The following is a 20,126-nucleotide window of genomic DNA, read 5'->3' as shown; positions in this document are numbered from 1 at the left end:
CGAATTGTTTCGGTGAAGTTCCTATGTCTGGAATCCTGCGACGGCGGCCCGATGATCCTCTAGGAGGGCCGCTGAAGTCCGGCGATAAGTTGATCGGCTGCTGCCTGAGAGTGGGGAATCACGGATGCCAACCCCGTTCCCGCAATCCATGATCCGGTGAGACCAATGCGATTCAGGCGTGCGACGGCCTTCGTCCAAGCCCGCACGAGTTCTCGATGAGCGGGGCTGGGTGGTGTCACGGCGTCACTCCAGCGCGTCACCCGAGAGGCCCGGAGATCACCCGCGCTGAGCTCAACACCTAATAGTACGGAGGCATCGGCGAGCGCCTTTGCCACCAACTCCGCATCAGCCTTCTTTATGGACGCTGCGCTGGAGCCCTCAATCGACGCGGATTTTTTCGCGGGGGTGGAGAGTTGCGAGCCTGAATACGAAAGGCGAATGGCATGGCGCCCGGCACCGGCCACCGACGCCAACCACGGCCACTTGGAACTGGAGTGCGTCAGAGCCTTGGCTCGAACACCCGGGGACTCGGGAGCGACGATGATGCCGGAGCCGCGCGGATGGGCATCCAACGCAGCCGAGATAAGGACCAGGGTGACAATCGTGACATCCTCCGTCTTGGCGTCCAGCAGAAGCCGGCCGGCCGAAGTGCTCTGTGGCTCCGTCAGGTTTTCGCGAAGAAGGGTTTGGGCCTGCAGCGCGGGAACTGCAAACAAAACCCCAAGCGCCCGAACGGTGCGCTGCATTCCTGGCATGTCTGTGTAGCCCACTTGCCACGCGGAGGTTCGCGCCCGTCCCGCGGGAGCCAAAGACGTAACCCGCGAAGACGTGAGGATGTTTCCGCCATTGCGCACAATGCGCTCGTGCAGGGCCTCGGTCAACTTCCAGAGCCCGCCGTCAAGCCCCATAACGGCACCGCCCGCTCGCTGCGTGGTGGCCCGTTCCTTCACGGCACCAACGAGCGAACCCGTCCGACGCAATCCTTCACGAAGGCTGGGGGCTACGGCATCAATATCGAGGGAATTAGGATGCGTGGAGTGAATTCCCAAACAAATAGGGGCTACCAAACGGTCAACAACGCGTTGGCCCATGCGTTTGCGCACCAGCTCGCCGAGCGTGGCACTTTCCGCCGCAAAGCCCCTCGGTAAGACCCGATCGAAGGATGCTCGAATAGCACCCTTTAGCCCAATGGCCGCCCGAACATCGCGAGCCAGCGGGTTCCCGGGAATCCCCAAGATGCCCAGTCGAGGGATGCGGACCGTCTTAGTCGGCATGCGAATCCAGGCCCCGGCCGGGTCGGGGCGAACAAGATCGTCGGCGAGGCCTAAATCAATTGCCAGGTCACTGACGGAACCCTCGCGGGTAGCGAAGGCTTCGGCCCCAACATCCAGTCGTAGCCCATCGAGAACGGCGGAGGTCACAAGGCCGCCGACCGTTGCACGTTCCTCAATAAGAGTGACGCTGAGACCAGCCCGTGCGAAGACGTCCGCTGCCACGAGGCCGGCGATGCCGCCACCGATAACGACGATGTCCACCAGAGGATTCACACCTGTTTTTTTCACGTGGCGGCGACTACTGAGCAGCGTGCACGAGCTCGACGATGCGCGTTAGCACTGCCGGATCGGTTCCGGGAGGAACGCCGTGACCCAGGTTGAAGATATGCGCCGGGGCTGATTTTCCGCTCTGCAACACATCAGCAACAGCCGCCTCGAGAACGGCGGGCGGCGCGGCCAGCATCGCGGGATCGAGGTTTCCCTGAAGCACAACGCCACCGCCCAGACGACGCTCGGCCTCATCGAGGGTGATGCGGTAATCCACACCGATAGCATCCACGCCAATGTCATGCATCAGCGGCAGGAGCTCGCCGGTGCCGACGCCAAAGTGAATCGTGGGCACAGCGCGCTCGGTCGCAGGAGTTCCGTCGGAATCGGCGGGGATGACATACGTGAGGTCTCGCACATGGGTGAGGGCTTGGCGGGACGCCGGCATGACGTGCGTCTCGTAGTCTCGGGCCGAGAGGGATCCAGCCCAAGAATCAAACAGCTGAGCTGCACTGGCACCGGCGAGAACCTGGCCGCGCAAGAAGCGGCCCGTGACCTCCGCCGTCCAGGTCATGAGTGCCTCCCACGCGGCGGGATCGGTGTGCATCAACGCCCGAGCGCCGAGGTGATCCTTGGAGGGGCCGCCCTCAACGAGGTAGGCCGCCAGAGTGAACGGTGCTCCGGCAAACCCAATGAGGGGCGTTGCTGCTACGCCATCGCTCCCACCGTGCTCCAGCAGCATGGCCACTGTTCGACGCACGCCTTCCCAGATCGGCTCGCCGAGCTCATCCATGATGGCGGGATCAATGGCGGTGAGCTTCGCGATGTCGGCGGCGGCGGCAAAGGGAGCGTTGAAGACGGGACCGCGGCCGGGCTCAATGCGAACATCCACGCCGACCGCTTTGAGGGGAACGACGATGTCACTAAAGAAGATGCCGGCATCGGTCTTGTGACGACGCACGGGTTGCATGGTTATTTCACTGGCCATCGCGGGGTCAAAGCAGGAGTCCAGCATCTTGGTGCCGACGCGCAAAGCCCGGTACTCGGGAAGCGACCGGCCAGCTTGACGCATGAACCACACGGGGGTTGTTTCGGGGCGCTCGCCGCGTAGTGCTCGAATGAGCCGGGAGGAATGCGTTCCGTGGGCGTGCAGGGGGTGAGTCTGAGCAAGCGTCATGGGTTCCATTCTGCCTCACTCCGCTGAGACCCGAGCGGCTAAGTTCCCAGCGCCGCGGCGTAAGATTACGCCCGTGCTTCTCTCGCTTTCTGCCAACCACAAGAACACGACGTTTGAGGTTCTCGAAATCTTGTCCGCGGCAGACGCCGAACTCCTTCCTGAGCTAGTGCGATCGGCCCACCCCGCCATTATTGGCGCCGTCGTTGTCTCGACGTGTAACCGCTTCGAGGCGTACATCGACATGGATGAGACCGCGGGAGTTTCGCCGGTCGCTGCCATGAACGCTGTTTTTGATTCTCTGGCGCAGGTCGCTGAAGTCGACGCCAATCACCTACGCGACACCGTTCATTTTGCGCACGGAAATGCTGTTGCGCAGCACCTGTTTTCCGTTGCCTCGGGCCTTGAATCCGTGGTCATTGGCGAGGGAGAAATTGCCGGTCAGGTGCGGCGTTCCTTGGAACATGCCCGTAACGTCGGCACGTCCAGCCCCGAGCTTGAGCGTCTTTTTCAGCGCGCATCCGAGACCTCCCGCCAGGTCAAAAACTCCACCGTGATTGGGGAAACAGGGCGTTCCCTTGTTCGGCTGTCCCTTGATTTAGCCGAGTCACGCATCACGAACTGGGCCGAGTGCCGTGTTCTTCTGGTGGGCACGGGGCGCTACGCCGCCGCCTCATTGGCCGCTCTGCGCGACCGCGGAGTCACCGATGTGCGGGTCTATTCAGTTTCTGGGCGCGGCGCCAAATTTGCCAGTAGCCACAATCTTCCCCTCGTCAGCCGCGTCGAGTATCCTCGCGAGGCAGCCTTGGCTGGCGTCATTGTGACCTGCACGACAGCGCCCCACTTCGTCATCGAAGCAGAGACACTTTCCGCCGGACGGAATATTTTGCAGAGCGCCCCGGGTGAAGCTGAGCGTTCTTCGTGCCCTGTACAAACGGGCTCCCTCTCGCTGGTTTCACACCAGCCCTGTCAGGCCGAACGCCAGTTGCTCATCGACTTAGGGTTGCCCCGCAATATCAATCCGGATGTTCGCGACATTGAAGGTGTCGAACTCCTGGATCTCGAGACCATCCGACGCCATGCGCCCCTCGATGAAGAGCACATCGTTCGCGAGGCACGTGCGCTGGTCGACTCGGCGACACGCAAGTTCATCGACGTTGGACACGAGCGCAGTGTGACCGACGGCGTTGTTGCTCTGCGCGCCCATATCTTTGACCTCTTGGATGGCGAGATTGCGCGCGTCGCCGGCAAGACCGACTCGGCGACCACGACGGAAGACGCCCTCCGCCACTTCGCCGGCGTGCTCTTGCACACCCCGATGATGCGCTCCCGCGAACTTTCTCAGCGCGGCGAAGCACGCGACTGGCTCGAAGGTCTGACCGCCATGTTTGGCATCACCCCTGCTCCTATTGCCATGACCGTCGCCGAAACCATTGCCACCGGCGCGATCGCGACAATCCCGACCACTAGTGTCGTCGAGCTAGACAAAGCCCTCTAGCCGACTAGCTTTCCGCCGGACCAGTTGACAGAACCGTCAGTTCGTCGCCCTCAAGAGACATCCGCCGAGGAACGCGTCGAGTTCGTCGACCGCATCTAGCGGGAGAACGTGCGCGACGTATTGGTCTGGGCGAACTATGACAAGCGCGCCCACCATTGGGTCGATGCCTCGCGCCTTATAGATGTCACCGCCGTGAAGATCGATGGCGAAGGCCTTTTCATAATCCCGCAAACCCAGCGTGCCCTTTTGAGGTCGCAAGACCCGATGCAGATCGATGAGGTTGAGTTCGCGGTGGCCCTGGGGAAAGACGGCTCGCACATCGAGGACGGCGTCTGGGTCTGCTGCCGACGGAGTAAAGCGTGGAAGCACGACGTTCTGCAGGTGATCGAATAATGTCGCCGCGCGCGACCCTTCCGAATCGACGAAGGCATAGAGACGCCATCGACCATCCGCTTCGTGGGTGTGCCCCAACTGCACGGGCTTGGCATCACCAATGCGTACAACCGGTGCGGAGTGGAAGCGCATGCCGAGCGGAAAGCCCGTCGCCAGTGTCTGATGCTCAGAGTCCGCGGTAATTACGGAAGGCGTGTACTGCGTGGCAAGACCAGCCGTGTAGCGCCCCGACTCCACGAATGCCGCCTGCAATTCTCCGCGTTCGATTCCGCCACGCTCGGGGAGACCAAGGTCACGCGGCGGCTGCGCCATCTGAGTAGACCACTCCTTATCAAAGTCGATGAGGCCCTGCGCAATGGCCTGGCGCTCGGCTGAATAAGTGTGCAGGAGTGCAGGCCCGCTGCGACCGTCGAGAACTGCTCCCAGCTTCCAGCCGAGATTGAAACCATCCTGCATCGACACATTCATGCCTTGGCCTGCCTTCGCGCTGTGCGTGTGACAGGCATCCCCGGCCACAAAGACCTGCGGTATTCGACTGCCGATATCTTCGAGAGGAACGTCGTCGAACTTGTCGGTCAGCCTCTGCCCAATCTCGTAGACCGAGAACCACGCGACCTCGCGCACGTCAAGGACAAAGGGGAGGAGCACGCGCTGCGCGGTCGCAATGACCTGTTCGACGGTGATCTGCTTGAGGTCATCCCGACCGGTCACCTCGCCAAGATCAACGTAGAGTCGCACCATGTTGCCCCCCTCGCGCGGAATCAGCAGAAGGTTGCCCGCATGCGCCGACTGGATGAACGCCTTCATTCTCCAATCGGGAAAGTCACTCAGCCCTAGGACGTCAAGCACGCCCCACGCGTGGTTCGCGACGTCCCCGTGGAGTTCGCGACCAATGGCGGAGCGAACGGCGCTTCGGGCTCCGTCGCAACCGACGACGTAGGTGGCCCTCACCTGAAATTCTTCGTTGTCGCGTCTCAGAGTCACGAGCACGGGGTGTTCACTCGTCGGGTCGATCTCAAGAGCAACGAATTCGACACCGTAATCGGGCTCGAGACGGCTGGGTGACTTCTGCATTTTTTCGAGCAGGAAGTCCTGCAGCCGAGCTTGGTTGACAATGACGTGGGGCATCTCCGATAGCCCGTCTTCCGTATCGTGAACGCGCCCCGTGCGAATAATGTGCGAGGAGTCGCCTACGTCCGGGCTCCAGAAAACACTCTCGTTTACCGAATATGCCTCCGCGAGCATTTTTGTCGCGAGGCCGAAGGCCTGAAACATCTCCACCGTGCGACACGCGACGCCGTCCGCTTGCCCACGCTGCAACCGCCCTTCGCGGCGTTCTACGATACGTGTGCGGATGTCCGAAAATGCGGTCAGCTGTGCCGCAAGCACGCATCCCGCCGGACCGGTACCGACGATGAGGACATCGACCTCGTCGGGAAACGGGGCTCCCGGGATGTATGCGTCTTCAGAGGCGGGAACGAGTTCCGGATCGCCGGGACGATAACCCTCGAGGTAGAACTGCATGGGAGCTCCTCACTCCTTATTTCCGTCTTTTCTTCACGACCGGCACTGCACCGGTGAGGGTTCCTGCCTTAGCCAACTGAATCTGCTCATAGACATGCGCCCGCAATTCTGTGAAACGTGCACTCGACCGCGTGGTTAGCTGATCGCGTTCGACAGGAAGGTCAATAGTGAGATCCTCCTGCACGACGGTCGGCGAGTTCGACAACACGAGAACACGCTCACCGAGGTAAACGGATTCATCGATGTCGTGAGTGATGAAAATGATCGTCACGCCGAGCTTCTGCCAAATGTTGCGAACGAGGTCTTCGAGGTCGGCGCGAGTCTGGGCATCCACGGCGGCGAACGGCTCGTCCATCAACAGAATCTGTGGTTTGTAGGCCACGGCCCGAGCGATAGCGACACGTTGTTGCATGCCGCCTGACAACTGCCAGGGATAGCTGTTAGGCACGTGCGAGAGTTCGACAGCAGCGAGGGCTTCGTCCACTAGTTTCTTTCGTTCCGCCCGAGGCATTCCCTGGTTCTTCAACGGCAGTTCAATGTTGGCGCGCACGCTCATCCACGGGTAGAGGCTGCGCCCATACTCCTGGAACACCACAGCCATGGAATGCGGCGGTCCAACGACCGGCTCGCCACGCAGTTCAATCGACCCCGACGTCGGACTCAGGAGTCCGGCAATGCACTTCAGAAGAGTCGTCTTTCCCGCACCAGAAGGTCCGACCACGCACACGAGCTGACCGGGTGCAATATCAAAGGTAAGGTTACGCACCGCTTCAATCTCGCCGCCATCAACTTGGTAGACCTTTCGCAGCCCCTTCACCGACAACATGGGAGGGGCGCCGGTGGAGTCTGCCGCGATACCCTCAGGATGATTAACCATCATGTTGAACCTCTTTCAAGCCGTTGTACCATCTCAGGACTCGGCGTTCGATGAATTGAGAGATGAGAGAAAGCGCAATGCCCACGAGACCCAGAACGACGATTCCGCTCCACATTTCTGGGATGGCGAAGCCGCGCTGAAACAGCACGATGGTGAAACCCAACCCCGAAGAGGAACCGAACATCTCCGAAATCACCATCAGGATGAGGGCAATTGACGTGCTCTGCCGAACACCAGTCATGATTTGAGGACTCGCCCCCGGCAACACGAGATACCGCAACCGGGGAAAACCGGTGATTTTGTATGTCTTGGAGGTGTCACTGAGCACGGGATCGACGGCCCGCACACCTTCAATGGTGTTCAGAAGGACCGGCCAGATTGCGCCGGAGACAATGACTATGATCTTCATCTGGTCGTTGATTCCCACCAGCAGCATGAGGAGAGGAACCAGAACGGGTGGGGGAATCGCTCGGAAGAACTCCAGCATTGGCTCGGTGAAGCTTCGGAGCCAGCGGAATGATCCAATCAGGACTCCAAAGATGACCCCGAGCACAATTGTGGCCACCAGCCCGATGACTAGGCGCTGGATGCTGGGGACAAAGTCCGTCCAGAAACGCTCCCCGACCCAGACGTCCCAGAAAGTTTGGGCAAGGACGAGCGGCTTCGGAACAAAGAAGTTTGTTGGCCCGAGGGTCAGTGCCCACCACATCACAACAAGCAAAACCGGCAGCCCGATGAAATAAAGGACGTTCTTGAGGTACCTCACAGGGCCACCTCTCCCCGAACGGAGGTATGCCAAGAAAGGACACGCTTTTCTAACAGCCTGACGGCGGCGTTAATGAGGACACCAATCAGGCCGGTTGCGACGATGAGGGCGTACATTTGCGGAACCGCGCCTCCGGACTGAGTGAGGGCAATCTGCTGGCCGAGGCCCGGACTACCGATGATTAGCTCAGCAGTGATTGCAAGAATGAGCGCCACCGCTGATGCCAACCGGATCCCCGTCATCAGATACGGCAAGACTGTCGGCCAGACGACATAGCGAATGCGGGCAAACCTACCCAAGCCGTAGCTTCGGGCGGTGTTTTCCGCTACCGGGTCAACATCCGCCACGCCATAAAGCACCTGAAGCAGCACCTGCCAGAAGGCTGCGTAGAAGACCAAGAGTAACGATGACTCAATTTTTACTCCGAAGAGGAGGACCGCCAGTGGGATTAGCGCCACGGACGGGATGGGGCGGAGAAACTCAATCGTCGAGCTGGTGGCCCGGCGAAGAAAAGTACTCGATCCAATAACAAGGCCGAGCACAACCGCCGCAACAATGGAAATGGCCAGCCCCAACGCCCAGGCTGTCATCGTTTCGCCAACATCGCCCCAGAAGGCAGACTGACCGAGATAGTGGAAGAACTCCACGAGCACGCGGCTCGCCGGTGGAAGATAACGCTCGTTGACCACGCCCACGAAGGGAAGTAATTCCCAAGTGATCAGGAACAGCAGCACGCCGGCGATCCCTAGGGCCGCGCTCGTGAGACGTTTTGACATACTGCTGTTCCCGTTCCTACCGATAACTAATGGAATTTTGCTCGACGTAACTGAGCTACGGCAGCATTACCGTCAGATCTGGTGCCGTCTTTATCGTTCCGAACTTCACAGCAGCGGCACCAAGCTTCGTTGCAGCCGGGATGTTGAAGTTCACCCGGAATGCGGGCAAAACCATAGTTTGGAGCTGATCGGCCGTCATCGATGTGTATGTGGTCACAATCCGGCGAACCTCGTCGGGGTTTGCCTGAGCATATTCGAGCGACCGATTCATTGCCGTCTGGAACTTCGTAACGAGCTCCGGGTCGTTCATGATGGTCTCTCCACTGGTGAAGTAACCGGCGATGTCCAGATCCGCGTCGAACTCGGCGAAATTGTAGGAAATAACCCGTGCACCGTTCGCGACAGCCGAGTTGAGGAACGGGGCGAGAATCCAGGCAGCGTCGACCTGAGAGTTCTCAACGGCGGCCTCGGCGTCAGGGAATGCAACTTCGACAAACTGGATTGTCGAGGAGTCTCCGCCGTCATCTTCGACGACCTGGCGAATTGTTGTGTCGCCAATGTTTTGGAGGTTGTTGACCGAGACGGTCTTTCCGGCGAGATCAGAGGCCGATGTAATGGGCGAATCACCGCGAACGATGATGGCACCAAAATCGGGCGTGCCCGCCGTCGAGTTTCCGTTGGCGACGTACCGCAGGTCGAGACCCGCATCCCGAGCCACCATCACGGAGACCAGGTTGCCGAAGGCAAAAGCATAGTCGCCCGAGACGACCCCGGGAACGGCTGCGGCGCCACCGGTTGTGACCTGAACGGTGAGATCGAGACCCTCCTCGGCGAAGAACCCCTGCTCGTTACCGAGCCAGATGGGCGCCGTATCGACGATGGGTATGACACCCACCGTGATGGCGGTTGGTGCGGCAGCGCCACCGGACTCCGCCGGAGCTGGCATGCCACTGGCCCCACAGGCGCTCAGCGTTATCACCGACAATGTTGCGATTCCAATTAAAATTGATTTTTTCAACTTTCCACTCCCCTGTGGTTGGATTTTGTTGCACTCGACGTAATGCCGCGCCGTGTTCGGCCTCGTCAGACTAGGCGGAAGTGGCGTTGAACAGAAAAATGAGCCACACTTTTCTTTCATGCAGAACAAACTGGAACTACCGCCCTATGCAATTGAGTCCGTAAATACTGCTCTGCGCCTACTTCTGCTCTTTCGAGAACGCGATGTCCTTCGTGTCACAGACGTGAGCACCGAGCTCGGCGTGGCCCGGTCAACGGCTCACCGCCTGCTTGTCACGCTCGCGTTCCAAGGGTTCGTGCAGCAGGAACGAAACTCACGCTCCTATCGCGCGGGCCCGGCACTCATGGACTTGTCCGCCTCGCCGGCAGGTCTGCGAGAAATTCGTGAGGCGGCTCATCCGTGGATGGTGCGTCTGTCGGCAGACCTCAACGAAACAGTCAACTTGCTCATCCTCGAAGGCTCCGGTGCGCGCTTTATCGACGGAGTTGAGTGCGAACGCCCGGTGCGTGTTTCGGCGCGTACCGGCACACTCCTGCCTGCCAATGCGACGGCAGGAGGCAAAGTGATGCTTTCAACGCTCTCGCCGGAAGAAGTCGACTTCCTGACCGGAGGACACCTCAGCAAGATGACGTCCACGACAATAACCAACCCCCAGGAGTTTCGCGAGGAACTCGACGATGTCAAACGGTTGGGCTATGCCATCAACCGCAACGAGAGCTTGGACGGCCTTCACGCCGTAGCCGTTTGCATCTTCAATAGTCGAGGTCATGCCGTGGCATCCCTCGCAGTCAGCGTCCCAGCGGATCGCGGCGGGAATGCTCGGCTCCGTGACCTCATCCCATCGCTGCGCGAAGCTGCCGACAACATCGGCTCCCGGCTCACCTAATAATTGTTCTGCTCTAAAGAATAATTAATGAGAGCTCGTTCTGACTGGCGGTCATCGTGTTAACGTCAGTGCGTTGGTCTACCCATAATGAAAAACGGGGGGCTTCTCACAATCAAAGGAGACTTCATGAAGCGTTTACCTCTTCTCGCGCTTTTTTTTGGCGCGACTCTGGTTCTTTCAGCTTGTAGCAGTGGAAGTGGCGATGCGACGGCACCGAGTGGAGATGCTCCCGTCACCGTGAATGTCGCAGAAACAGCCGGAATGCCGTCTGCCTTTCTCGACTACGGTGTTCAACAAGGATTCTTCAGTGCTGAAGGTCTCGACTTAGTGGTGGACACCGGTGCCGGAGGGGCTGCCGCCATCCCCGGCGTTGTCAGCGGGACAACGCATTTCGCCGGCTCAAACGTCGTGAGCGTGCTGCTCGCTCAGAGCAAGGGACTTCCGCTCATGATAATCGCCCCCGGCACGTCCGCCACGAAAACGGTCGGTGAGGACTTCTCCGCTGTCCTGGTTCCTGGCGCAAGTGCAATCCAAGGCCCGAACGATTTGGCGGGAAAGACCATCGCCGTCAACACGCTAGAGAACATCGGTGAGGTCACCATCAAAACCGCGCTTGAGGCCACGGGGGTCGACGTGAGCGGTATCAGTTTTGTCGAACTCGGGTTCCCGAGCATGCTCGCGGCTTTGGACTCCGGGCAGATTGATGCTGCCTGGGTCATTGAACCCTTCGTTACCTCTGGTCTGAATGCTGGCGACCGCTCCGTGCTATCACCCTATGTTGAGGCACTTCCCGGCCTGATGGTCGGATGCTATGTAGCCAGCGAATCTTATGCAGCAGACAACCCCGAAATTGTTGCTTCATTTCAACGCGGAGTAGCTGCCACCGCCGCTTCCATCGCGGCAGACCCAGCTTCGTTCCGCACGGCACTGACCACCCTCGCCAGTATTCCTGATGCCGCCGCACAGGCTTTGGTATTGCCGATCTGGAACTCGGACGTTGATCTGAACTCGCTGACGTTTATGGAAGAACAGATGTTCGCCTACGGACTCACGACGGCACGGGTCGACATCCCCAGCGTGCTGCTGAAGTGACTCCCCTGCAGAACCATCAGACTCGGGTCGCGATTGTTGGCGGCGGCCCGGTGGGGGTTGGGCTCGCGATTACGCTTGCTCAGCGCGGCATCGAGGTTGTCGTCATCGAGAAATACCTCGAGCCACAGCCCGTACCCAAGGGGCAGAATCTCACCCAGCGGACCGCTGAACACTTCCGCCGCTGGGGAATCGAGCGGGAACTATACGCCGCCAAGACAATGGCCGAAGACCAAAAGTCAATCGGCATGAACTCTTATGGCTCGCTTCTCTCGCAGTACCACCACCCCTGGCTGCAACGGGGCACTGTCGGTGAGTTTTACGCCGCGCAGAACCTCCGCTTGCCCCAATACCGAACTGAGCAGGTTCTTCGCGATCGTCTCGCGGAACTTCCCAGCGCCGTCACATTGTTCGAATGGTCCGCGGAGGCGATCACCCAGTCGACCGATAGCGCGAGCGTCGAGATACTCTCCCGCGCCAATGGTGAGCGAGCGACAGTTGTCGCGGACTACATCATTGGCGCGGACGGCAGCACGTCGATCGTGCGGGACGCGGCAGCAATCACTCAGACGCGTGCCGACCACGACCGGCTCATGGTGCTTCTGGTTTTTCGCTCGAAAGACTTCGACGACGTCATGCGCCAGTATCCTGATGCCGCCTTCCTCAATGTCATGAATCCTGAGCTCGAAGGCTACTGGCAATTCTTCGGACGCGTAGATGCCCGCGAGACCTGGTTTTTCCACTGCCCCGTCGACCCCTCTTCAACCAAAGAGACCATCGATCTCGGGTCTATCCTCGCGCGGGCAATCGGTCGGGAAATCGACTTCTCGGTCGAGTACCTCGGCTTCTGGGACCTGCGCTTCACCCTCGCTGACACATACCGCGCTGGACGCGTGTTCATTGCTGGGGACGCTGCACACAGCCACCCGCCTTATGGCGGCTACGGCATCAACTCCGGCTTAGAAGACGCTCGTAATCTCGGCTGGAAACTGACCGCAGAGATAGAGGGCTGGTCCGGAGAGGGTCTGCTCGACTCGTACGACGCGGAACGACGTCCCGTCTTCGCGTCCACACGGGATGGCTTTATTGAGAAGTCGATTTTTTCGGACCGCGCTTTTCTCGAGCAATTCTCACCCACGAAGGACCTCGAGGCTTTCGAAAAAGCCTGGGGCGAGCGTGCCGGCGCCACGTCCAGCGAAGTTGATCGCTTCGAACCCAATTACGAGGGGTCTCCCTTGATCGGTGGTATCGGTACACCATCCGCCATCGGTAGTCACCGCTTCGAAGCCCGAGCAGGCCACCGCCTCACTCCCGGAGTGACTGCACTCGGCGTCGAAGTGTTCGGTTCACTCGGTTCGGGGTTCACCCTGCTCACTGCTCCTGGTCAATCCGCCGAACAGTTCGAGTCCGCCGCCGCCCAATTGCGGGTGCCGCTCACGGTAATCGAACTCGATGGCACATCAGCCGCGCGTTACACCCAACCTCTCGTGCTTGTCCGACCAGACGAGTACGTGGCTTGGGCTGGAGCGAATCCGGATCCAGCGGCCATCCTTGCTAAGGCGATTGGCCGCTAAATAACTCGTTAGCCCTCCGCGGGGGCCGCAGGACCTGTCGAGATGACAGTCAGCTCATCTCCGGCAAGATCGACCCGCACGGTGTCGCCATCACGAATGTCCCCCGCCAGGAGCGCCCGCGCGAGGCGGTCGTCAATCTCGTGCTGCATCAAGCGGCGCAGCGGACGAGCCCCGTAGATGGGGTCGTAACCGCGCTCGGCCAGCCAAGTCCGGGCATCCGGAGTGACGGCCAAATCGAGCCGGCGATCACCCAGACGCTTTTGCAGGCGGTCAATGTACAGCTCGACAATCTGCGAAAGGTCTTCTTCGCTCAACGGGGAGAAGATAACGATGTCATCGAGGCGGTTCACGAACTCGGGCTTGAAAGATTGGCGCACAAGTTGCTGCACGGCTTCCTCTTTTTGTGCCTGCGAGAGCTCCGGGTCCACCAAGTACTGGCTGCCAAGGTTCGACGTGAGCACCATGATGACGTTCCGAAAATCGACCGTGCGCCCCTGGCCATCGGTGAGGCGTCCGTCATCCAGAACCTGCAGTAACACGTCGAAGACTTCGGGATGCGCTTTCTCGACCTCATCCAACAGCACGACGGAATAGGGGCGACGCCGAACGGCTTCGGTCAGCTGACCGCCCTGCTCGTAACCCACATAGCCCGGAGGGGCACCGAGAAGCCGCGAGACGGAGAACTTCTCGCCGTACTCGCTCATGTCGATTCGAATCATGGCCTTTTCGTCGTCAAACAAGAAGTCGGCGAGCGCCTTGGCGAGCTCCGTCTTTCCCACGCCCGTTGGTCCCAGGAACAGGAACGAACCGGTGGGGCGATCGGGGTCGCTGATGCCCGCGCGGCTTCGGCGCACGGACTCCGCAACGGCCTTCACCGCCTTCTTCTGACCAATGAGACGCTTTCCAATTTCGTTTTCGAGGTTGAGAAGTTTCTCGGTTTCCCCTTGCAGCAAACGACCGACAGGGATTCCCGTCCAGGCTGCGATAACGGCCGCGATGTCCTCGGGGGTGACGTGATCATTCACCATACGAGCATCCGTGGAGTCAGCCGATTCGGCCTCAACGACCTGCCGCTCGAGAGTGGGAATTTCTCCGTAGAGGAGGCGGCTGGCTTGTTCCAGGTTGCCCTCACGCTGGGCGCGTTCGGCCTGGATGCGGGCGGCATCGAGCTTGCCCTTCAAGTCACCAACGCGGTTCAGGGCGGAACGTTCAATCTCCCAGCGCTTCTCGAGGTCGACAAGACGACCACTTCGTTCGCCAAGATCCTCGCGCAATTTTGCTAAGCGAAGCTTGGAAGCCTCATCCTTCTCCTTCTTTAGCGCAAACTCTTCGAGCTTCAGGCGGTCAACACTTCGTCGTAACTCGTCAATCTCCACCGGAGCCGAGTCAATTTCCATGCGCAATCGACTCGCCGCCTCATCGATGAGGTCAATGGCCTTGTCGGGGAGCTGACGGGAGGGGATGTAACGGTTGCTGAGCGATGCCGCGGCGACGAGAGCAGTGTCGGCAATGGCAACTTTGTGATGCGCCTCATACCGTTCCTTCAGTCCGCGGAGGATAGCGACGGTGTCCTCGACCGAGGGCTCCCCCACGAAGACCTGCTGGAAGCGGCGCTCGAGCGCAGCATCCTTCTCAATGAACTGACGGTATTCGTTCAGTGTCGTGGCGCCAATGAGGCGCAGCTCACCACGGGCCAGCATGGGCTTGAGCATGTTGGAGGCCGCGACCGAGCCCTCGCCACCGCCGGCGCCCATGAGCGTGTGTAGCTCATCGATGAAGGTAATGATCTGACCATCGGAGTCGTTGATTTCCTTGAGCACGGCTTTGAGGCGTTCCTCGAACTCGCCGCGATACTTCGCGCCGGCAATGAGAGCGGAAATATCGAGCGTAATGAGTTGCTTGCCCTTGAGACTGTCGGCAACGTCGCCGGCAACAATACGTTGAGCAAGCCCCTCGACCACAGCCGTCTTACCGACCCCGGGTTCTCCGATGAGAACGGGGTTGTTCTTGGTGCGCCTTGTGAGAACCTGGCTGACCCGACGGATCTCCGCATCGCGGCCGATGACAGGATCGAGCTTTCCACTCTTGGCGATCTCAGTCAGGTTGATACCGTACTTCTCCAGAGCACTCTGGTTGTCCTCTTGCGGCTCTTGCTGCATGGTTCTTGCTCCCCCAAAGTCGAGTCACTCTTGCTCAATTTTATCTCTTTCGAGGAATCGTTGGGAAGGGTTTGGGGCAACTTAGGGACATATTGGGGACACGCATTTTGTTCACATGAAAGCAGGGGAGAATGATAACAATGCCTACTACAACAACTTTCGCCCTCGTTCGTCATGGTCAAACGGACTGGAACGCTGAGTTTCGCATTCAGGGTTCCACCGACATCCCCCTGAACGACGTCGGTCGCGGCCAGGCAACCGCTGCCGTCATTCCCCTGGCGGCTTTTCACGAAGACGAACGCGACTGGGACTTCGTTGTCTCGTCGCCTCTGTCGCGTGCTGCCGATACCGCGGATGCCATTGCCGCCGGCCTGAACATTGACGTGACCCATCGCCTCCCCACCATTATCGAGCGCGACTACGGCGATGCCGAAGGCCTCCAAGCGGGCCCCGAGCTCGAGGCTCTACGCATCCCTAACGGGTTCCTCACGGCCGAGTCAGAAGCCGCGGTGGCCCAACGTGGTATCGACGCCTTGCAGAGCCTCGCGGCCGAGTTCCCTGGAGCGCGCATCATCGTCGTCAGCCACGGCACGCTGATTCGGCTGACCGTGAATGCGATCTTCGACATCTCTGCCGGGCCCATCTCCAACGCTGCCCTCACGGTGGTCCGGGCATCCCCCGCCGGCTGGCACCTGGATCATCTCAACGGGGAAAACGTGCTGGCGGAAGAATCCTCGACACCCGTGGCCTAACCCGGGCGTTACCCCTGTAGCGTGGGCTTCATCGCCGCCGTTGGCGACCTCCGGAGAGGCTCCTTATGTCTGCCATTAGCCTGCGCGACTATCAACCCACTGACATGGATGCCGTGCTGCGGCTCTATGACGAAGTTAAGGGAACCGGTGCGGAGCCCGTCTACTCCCTCAGCGAAGTTCTCGCGTCGTGCCAAAAAGACACCGCCGTTGTCGCGACCCAAGGGAACGACGTTGTTGGGGTTGTGGTGGCGCGCGCGGCTCACGACCAAGGCTGGATCGTCTTCATCACGACCGACTCGCGTTTTCGCCACCAGGGAATTGGGGACACACTGTTGGCCGCCGCCGAGCAACGCCTCGCCCCTCAAGGCCTGACCCGGCTGTCAATTCTGGTTCCCGAACTGCAATCCAACGTGGGGCTGCTCACGAAGGCTGGCTTTGAAGACAAGAAACACCTGCGCTATTTCGAACGTGAGATTCCCATCAAAGCCAAGGAAATGACGGTGTTGCGCGAGCTCGGTGGGCGCATTCTCACCCGCGACCTCTGGAACAAGATCGGGGGCATGAGCACCGAAAAGGGCCTCCTCGAATCACGCCTGATTGTGCCATTAGCGGATGCCGAACTCGCCGAAAAGTATGGCGTCGTGCCACCCCGGGCCATCATGCTTTTTGGCCCTCCGGGAACCGGTAAGACCACGTTTGCCAAGGCCATCGCCTCAAGACTCGAATGGCCCTTCATTGAGGTTTTTCCTTCGCGACTGGCCAGTAGCCCCGAGGGTTTGGCGGGGGGACTTCGCGAGACATTTTCGGCCATTGCCGAACTCGATCACGCCGTTGTCTTTATTGACGAGGTTGAAGAAATTGCTGCACAGCGTGGCGGCGAGCCACCCTCAGCTACGCAGGGTGTCACCAACGAATTGCTCAAGCTCATTCCCGTTTTTCGTGAAAAACCGGGCCGTATTCTGATCTGCGCGACCAACTTTATCCGAGCCTTAGATTCGGCGTTCCTTCGTCATGGTCGGTTTGACTACGTCATTCCCATAGGCCTGCCCGACGATGAAGCGCGCGATGCGATTTGGCGCGGCTACATCCCTGGGGAGGTGAGCGAGAGCATCGACCTCCCGCTCATCGTTTCAAAAACAGACGGTTTCTCGCCCGCCGATATTGAATATGCGGCGCGCAAGGCCTCTCAACGGGCCTTCGAGCGAGCCATCATCTCGCGAGAGAAGGGTACCGCGATTGCCCCCGACGGGAGTGCCGTTACGGAGGATTACCTCATTGGAATATCGGAAACTCGGACAACTGTTTCGGCCGAGGTCGCCGAGGCCTTCCGCGAGGACATTGCGACCATCGCCCGCACGTAGAAGATTCGGGCTCTGTCATTGCTCGCGATGTGATTTCTTGAGCCCGTCGGGGCGACGTTCCGCCCGGCGCTCGGCGCGTTCGGCGGCGTCGGCACCTCCGTCTTTGATGGACGCCGTCACGGTGAATTTTGCGTTGCGCCGAATTTCGCGGGTCGATCCGACGAGGGTTCTGAGCGCGGGCTTGTAGCTGAGGTGGCGATTGGCCACGACCCACAGTTCGCCGCCAGGCTTTAGCACGCGCCCCGCTTCGGCAAAGAGGCGCATTGAAGTTCCCGCGTGCACGGCAGCCCCCGAATGAAACGGCGGGTTGAAGACAATGAGATCGGCCGACTCATCGGGTTGCGTGGAAAGCCCATCGTCGAGGACAACCTCAACACGGTCAGCCACGCCGTTGGCCGCCGCCGTTGCCCGTGCGGATGTGACAGCCGCCGCAGACTGGTCGCTGGCGATGACGTGCGCGGTCGAGCGCAATCTGGCGAGCTGGGTTGCCAGGATGCCGGTGCCGCATCCGAAATCTATGATGCGTTGGCCCTGTTTTCCCGAGACGCGATCGAGCACCGCGAGCAATGAAAAGGTGCCAATATCAATGGATGTTCCCGCAAAGACGCCACCCTCTGCACACACCGTGAGGTCAACATCCGCATGAAATTGTCGCTTCGGCCAGGTCGCCGCGGCAGCACGAGCTTCCTCAACCCGGGGGCCCCGAACCCGCAGGACGCGGGACTTCTGCTGGGCCAAGCTGGCCTCCACCGTGTCGAAATAGCGACCCATGACCTCATTCATGCCCAGCGTCATGTGCTTGATACGTCCACCGGCGAGCACTAGAACATCGGGGGCAGCCTGAGCGGCGATGAGCGCGGCCCACTGACCGAGTTGCTCGAGAGCCCGCGGGAGTCGAAGGATGACAATGCGGGCGCCGGCGACGAGATCGGCATCGAGCGGGTGGTGCGCGAAGGTTGCCTCGACGGGGAGGAACTGTGCAAGAGCAGCAGCATTTGCGTCGAGCGCGAGCTCACCGGAACGTGCATCTTGATGAACCTTGACCTGGCTAAATCGCGCTGCCGGGCCGCGGATTTCGAGCTCCCCGAACGAGAGCGCGCCCAGAGTGAGAGCGCCGTGGGTGTCACCGATGACGACAAGGTCCGAAGCCGTCAGGGAGGGATCTCGAGTGAGCGCGTCAGAGAGTTCCTCCAGCAGGAGGCGATCCGCGGCATCGACTGCAACAAGCTCGGGTGACTCAAGGTCGGGGAAGCGGCGCAGCCGAGCGAGCGGAAATTCGGGGGGAGCGGGCATACCCGAATCAGTCATGCTGAAAGCCTAACGAAGTGGTCCAGCCAACGTGGACTCGCAATCGGCGACTAACCTCGGTTTTCGCCGAACTCGCGCGACATGTGAATGACAGCCACCGTGGAGGGGTTGGTGAGGAGCGGCCTACTTCGTTTCCCGCGCCAGACGGAAGGTAATGGCGGCACGAATAAGGTTCTGCAACGACTCGTCGGTCGTCGCGTCATCCTCGAAGAAGTCGATGGCCCGACGCTTGTTGCCTTCGAGTTCCGCGTTGAATAGACCGTCGGGATCGGGAAGGCTTGCACCATCGTGAAAGGTGAGCTTGGCTTTGCCCTTGTAAATACCGGCCACGCAGAGAATGCCGTTGCGCTCCCAGACGGGGGAGCCCATCCACTTCCAGGTCTCGATAATCTCAGGGTCAACAGCGAGAATCGTCGCTCGCAGGTGGTCCATCTTGGCGCCTCGCCAATCGGGGAACTTCGCGATGTAGGCATCGATTTCTTCACTCGGGTTCATGAGATTTACTTTAGTGGCGGCCGAAGGGGCGCCACACCACGACGTCGGTCTGGCGGCGAGCCCGCGTACCGGCACGCAATGATTGCACTTCACCTTCGACTCCCGCGGCGAAGATGCGCCGTCCTGGCTGAGCGAGCAGAGCATCCGCGAGCGCCACTTCTAACTCGCGCACGCGCTTGCGAAGGTTATCTGCTTGGTTCTCGAGATCGAGCACGCGAGAGATTCCCTCGAGGCTCACGCCCTCCGAGCTGAGTTGGGCAACTTCGCGCAGCTGGGCAATATCGCGCATCGAGTAGCGCCGACTTTGCCCAGCGGTACGGGTCGGGCACACCAAGCCCAGGCGGTCGTATTGCCGCAGGGTCTGCGCATGCATGCCCGAGAGTTCGGCCGCCATGGAGATCGTGAAGATTGGCTGGAGTTCATCCATGGTCATTCTCCTTCACTCGTTGGGGACTAGCTACGGATGTTTCACACAGTGCTGACGAGGTGTTTCACGGAAGCCTAGCGCCGTGCCTTGGCAAGCATGTCGGCTCGAGGGTTTTCGGTGGGAGCCAGCGCAGCGAATTTTTCTAAAGCCTCCCGGGCATCCGCATCAAGGTGTGATGGAACAGCCACCTGAACGACCGCGAGCAAATCCCCGTCGCCCTTGGGAGTATGAATGCCGCGACCCTTTACACGAAGCACGCGACCGCTGGGAGTTCCCGCGGCAACCTTCAGTTTCACCTGTTCGCCGTCCACGGTCGGAACCTCGATCGTGGCCCCGAGTGCCGCCTCCACAAAAGTAATGGGAACGAAGACGCGCAAGTTGATGCCCTCACGCTCAAAGACGGCGTGTTTGCCGACGGTAACCGTCAGAACAATGTCTCCGGGCTCGCCACCATCTTGGCTGGGATACCCCTTGCCCCGCAGGCGAATTTTTTGGTTGTCCGCGACGC

The 20,126-nt window shown here is 60.1% G+C and carries 18 protein-coding genes; 6 read left to right on the top strand and 12 right to left on the bottom strand.

Annotated features, from left to right (window positions below; genetic code table 11):
• Positions 1 to 59 precede the first annotated feature (59 nt).
• Positions 60 to 1,562 (bottom strand): protoporphyrinogen oxidase, encoded by a 1,503-nt coding sequence (hemG, locus tag FB555_RS10440; RefSeq protein ID WP_182485423.1) that lies wholly within the window; start codon positions 1,560 to 1,562, stop codon positions 60 to 62.
• Between the two features lie 10 nt (positions 1,563 to 1,572).
• Positions 1,573 to 2,718 (bottom strand): uroporphyrinogen decarboxylase, encoded by a 1,146-nt coding sequence (gene hemE / locus FB555_RS10435; RefSeq protein WP_182485422.1) that lies wholly within the window; start codon positions 2,716 to 2,718, stop codon positions 1,573 to 1,575.
• On the opposite strand from hemE, the gene FB555_RS10430 reads away from it, so the two are divergent.
• Entirely contained in the window at positions 2,717 to 4,213 is a 1,497-nt protein-coding gene (locus FB555_RS10430) for a glutamyl-tRNA reductase (RefSeq protein WP_220475973.1), read from the top strand. The genes hemE and FB555_RS10430 overlap by 2 nt on opposite strands.
• A 36-nt stretch (positions 4,214 to 4,249) precedes the next feature.
• Here FB555_RS10430 and FB555_RS10425 read toward each other — a convergent pair whose 3' ends face one another.
• The 5 genes from FB555_RS10425 to FB555_RS10405 are packed head-to-tail and all read right to left on the bottom strand — an operon-like array spanning position 4,250 to position 9,528.
• Positions 4,250 to 6,130 (bottom strand): FAD-dependent monooxygenase, encoded by a 1,881-nt coding sequence (locus tag FB555_RS10425; RefSeq protein ID WP_182485421.1) that lies wholly within the window; start codon positions 6,128 to 6,130, stop codon positions 4,250 to 4,252.
• Between the two features lie 16 nt (positions 6,131 to 6,146).
• Positions 6,147 to 7,010 carry an ABC transporter ATP-binding protein gene (locus tag FB555_RS10420; protein ID WP_246323730.1) on the bottom strand — a complete coding sequence of 288 codons (864 nt, stop codon included), beginning with the start codon at positions 7,008 to 7,010 and terminating at the stop codon, positions 6,147 to 6,149.
• A complete protein-coding gene (locus tag FB555_RS10415) occupies positions 7,000 to 7,773 on the bottom strand; it encodes an ABC transporter permease subunit (RefSeq protein WP_182485420.1) in 774 nt (257 codons plus the stop codon). Before FB555_RS10415 ends, FB555_RS10420 begins: the two co-directional genes overlap by 11 nt.
• Positions 7,770 to 8,549 carry an ABC transporter permease gene (locus tag FB555_RS10410; protein ID WP_182485419.1) on the bottom strand — a complete coding sequence of 260 codons (780 nt, stop codon included), beginning with the start codon at positions 8,547 to 8,549 and terminating at the stop codon, positions 7,770 to 7,772. The genes FB555_RS10415 and FB555_RS10410 overlap by 4 nt, the downstream gene beginning before the upstream one ends.
• Positions 8,550 to 8,604: 55 nt before the next feature.
• Positions 8,605 to 9,528, bottom strand: a complete 924-nt coding sequence (locus FB555_RS10405; RefSeq protein WP_343046462.1) for an ABC transporter substrate-binding protein — start codon at positions 9,526 to 9,528, stop codon at positions 8,605 to 8,607.
• Positions 9,529 to 9,685: 157 nt separating this feature from the next.
• Between FB555_RS10405 and FB555_RS10400 the strand changes: the two genes are divergently transcribed.
• From FB555_RS10400 to FB555_RS10390, 3 genes are all read left to right on the top strand, one after another.
• A complete protein-coding gene (locus tag FB555_RS10400) occupies positions 9,686 to 10,453 on the top strand; it encodes an IclR family transcriptional regulator (protein ID WP_182485417.1) in 768 nt (255 codons plus the stop codon).
• Between the two features lie 126 nt (positions 10,454 to 10,579).
• Positions 10,580 to 11,545: an ABC transporter substrate-binding protein gene (locus FB555_RS10395; RefSeq protein WP_182485416.1), complete on the top strand. Its 966-nt coding sequence runs from the start codon at positions 10,580 to 10,582 to the stop codon at positions 11,543 to 11,545.
• The gene (locus tag FB555_RS10390) at positions 11,542 to 13,116 is read left to right on the top strand and encodes an FAD-dependent oxidoreductase (RefSeq protein WP_220475972.1); all 1,575 of its coding nucleotides are present in this window, start codon (positions 11,542 to 11,544) and stop codon (positions 13,114 to 13,116) included. The genes FB555_RS10395 and FB555_RS10390 overlap by 4 nt, the downstream gene beginning before the upstream one ends.
• A gap of 8 nt (positions 13,117 to 13,124) precedes the next feature.
• Here FB555_RS10390 and FB555_RS10385 read toward each other — a convergent pair whose 3' ends face one another.
• Positions 13,125 to 15,275, bottom strand: a complete 2,151-nt coding sequence (locus FB555_RS10385) for an ATP-dependent Clp protease ATP-binding subunit (RefSeq protein ID WP_182485415.1) — start codon at positions 15,273 to 15,275, stop codon at positions 13,125 to 13,127.
• Positions 15,276 to 15,415: 140 nt separating this feature from the next.
• On the opposite strand from FB555_RS10385, the gene FB555_RS10380 reads away from it, so the two are divergent.
• The gene (locus tag FB555_RS10380; protein ID WP_246323729.1) at positions 15,416 to 16,027 is read left to right on the top strand and encodes a histidine phosphatase family protein; all 612 of its coding nucleotides are present in this window, start codon (positions 15,416 to 15,418) and stop codon (positions 16,025 to 16,027) included.
• 65 nt (positions 16,028 to 16,092) lie between these two features.
• Complete coding sequence (locus FB555_RS10375; protein WP_182485413.1) at positions 16,093 to 17,388, top strand: ATP-binding protein; 1,296 nt, start codon at positions 16,093 to 16,095, stop codon at positions 17,386 to 17,388.
• A gap of 15 nt (positions 17,389 to 17,403) precedes the next feature.
• Here the strand turns inward: FB555_RS10375 and FB555_RS10370 are convergent, their stop codons facing one another.
• The 4 genes from FB555_RS10370 to FB555_RS10355 form a co-directional block, all read right to left on the bottom strand.
• Complete coding sequence (locus tag FB555_RS10370) at positions 17,404 to 18,696, bottom strand: class I SAM-dependent methyltransferase (protein ID WP_246323728.1); 1,293 nt, start codon at positions 18,694 to 18,696, stop codon at positions 17,404 to 17,406.
• Between the two features lie 123 nt (positions 18,697 to 18,819).
• Entirely contained in the window at positions 18,820 to 19,191 is a 372-nt protein-coding gene (locus FB555_RS10365; protein WP_182485412.1) for a DUF1801 domain-containing protein, read from the bottom strand.
• A 10-nt stretch (positions 19,192 to 19,201) separates the two neighbouring features.
• Positions 19,202 to 19,618 carry a heat shock protein transcriptional repressor HspR gene (locus tag FB555_RS10360; RefSeq protein WP_182485411.1) on the bottom strand — a complete coding sequence of 139 codons (417 nt, stop codon included), beginning with the start codon at positions 19,616 to 19,618 and terminating at the stop codon, positions 19,202 to 19,204.
• Positions 19,619 to 19,692: 74 nt separating this feature from the next.
• Positions 19,693 to 20,126: DnaJ C-terminal domain-containing protein (locus tag FB555_RS10355; protein WP_281362601.1), on the bottom strand; the 434-nt coding region annotated here is incomplete at its 5' end.

It is taken from the genome of Alpinimonas psychrophila (genome assembly GCF_014137865.1).
Taxonomy (GTDB): Bacteria; Actinomycetota; Actinomycetes; order Actinomycetales; family Microbacteriaceae; genus Alpinimonas; species Alpinimonas psychrophila.
This window is presented reverse-complemented; position numbering and strand designations above follow the sequence as displayed.

Bases quoted from the DNA above. Each gene is read 5' to 3' on its own strand.
- FB555_RS10430 (WP_220475973.1), top strand. From the start codon at position 2,717: ATGGGTTCCATTCTGCCTCACTCCGCTGAGACCCGAGCGGCTAAGTTC.
- hemE (WP_182485422.1), bottom strand. From the start codon at position 2,718: ATGACGCTTGCTCAGACTCACCCCCTGCACGCCCACGGAACGCATTCC.
- FB555_RS10425 (WP_182485421.1), bottom strand. From the start codon at position 6,130: ATGCAGTTCTACCTCGAGGGTTATCGTCCCGGCGATCCGGAACTCGTT.
- FB555_RS10420 (WP_246323730.1), bottom strand. From the start codon at position 7,010: ATGATGGTTAATCATCCTGAGGGTATCGCGGCAGACTCCACCGGCGCC.
- FB555_RS10410 (WP_182485419.1), bottom strand. From the start codon at position 8,549: ATGTCAAAACGTCTCACGAGCGCGGCCCTAGGGATCGCCGGCGTGCTG.
- FB555_RS10400 (WP_182485417.1), top strand. From the start codon at position 9,686: ATGCAGAACAAACTGGAACTACCGCCCTATGCAATTGAGTCCGTAAAT.
- FB555_RS10395 (WP_182485416.1), top strand. From the start codon at position 10,580: ATGAAGCGTTTACCTCTTCTCGCGCTTTTTTTTGGCGCGACTCTGGTT.
- FB555_RS10385 (WP_182485415.1), bottom strand. From the start codon at position 15,275: ATGCAGCAAGAGCCGCAAGAGGACAACCAGAGTGCTCTGGAGAAGTAC.
- FB555_RS10380 (WP_246323729.1), top strand. From the start codon at position 15,416: ATGCCTACTACAACAACTTTCGCCCTCGTTCGTCATGGTCAAACGGAC.
- FB555_RS10375 (WP_182485413.1), top strand. From the start codon at position 16,093: ATGTCTGCCATTAGCCTGCGCGACTATCAACCCACTGACATGGATGCC.
- FB555_RS10370 (WP_246323728.1), bottom strand. From the start codon at position 18,696: ATGACTGATTCGGGTATGCCCGCTCCCCCCGAATTTCCGCTCGCTCGG.
- FB555_RS10365 (WP_182485412.1), bottom strand. From the start codon at position 19,191: ATGAACCCGAGTGAAGAAATCGATGCCTACATCGCGAAGTTCCCCGAT.
- FB555_RS10360 (WP_182485411.1), bottom strand. From the start codon at position 19,618: ATGGATGAACTCCAGCCAATCTTCACGATCTCCATGGCGGCCGAACTC.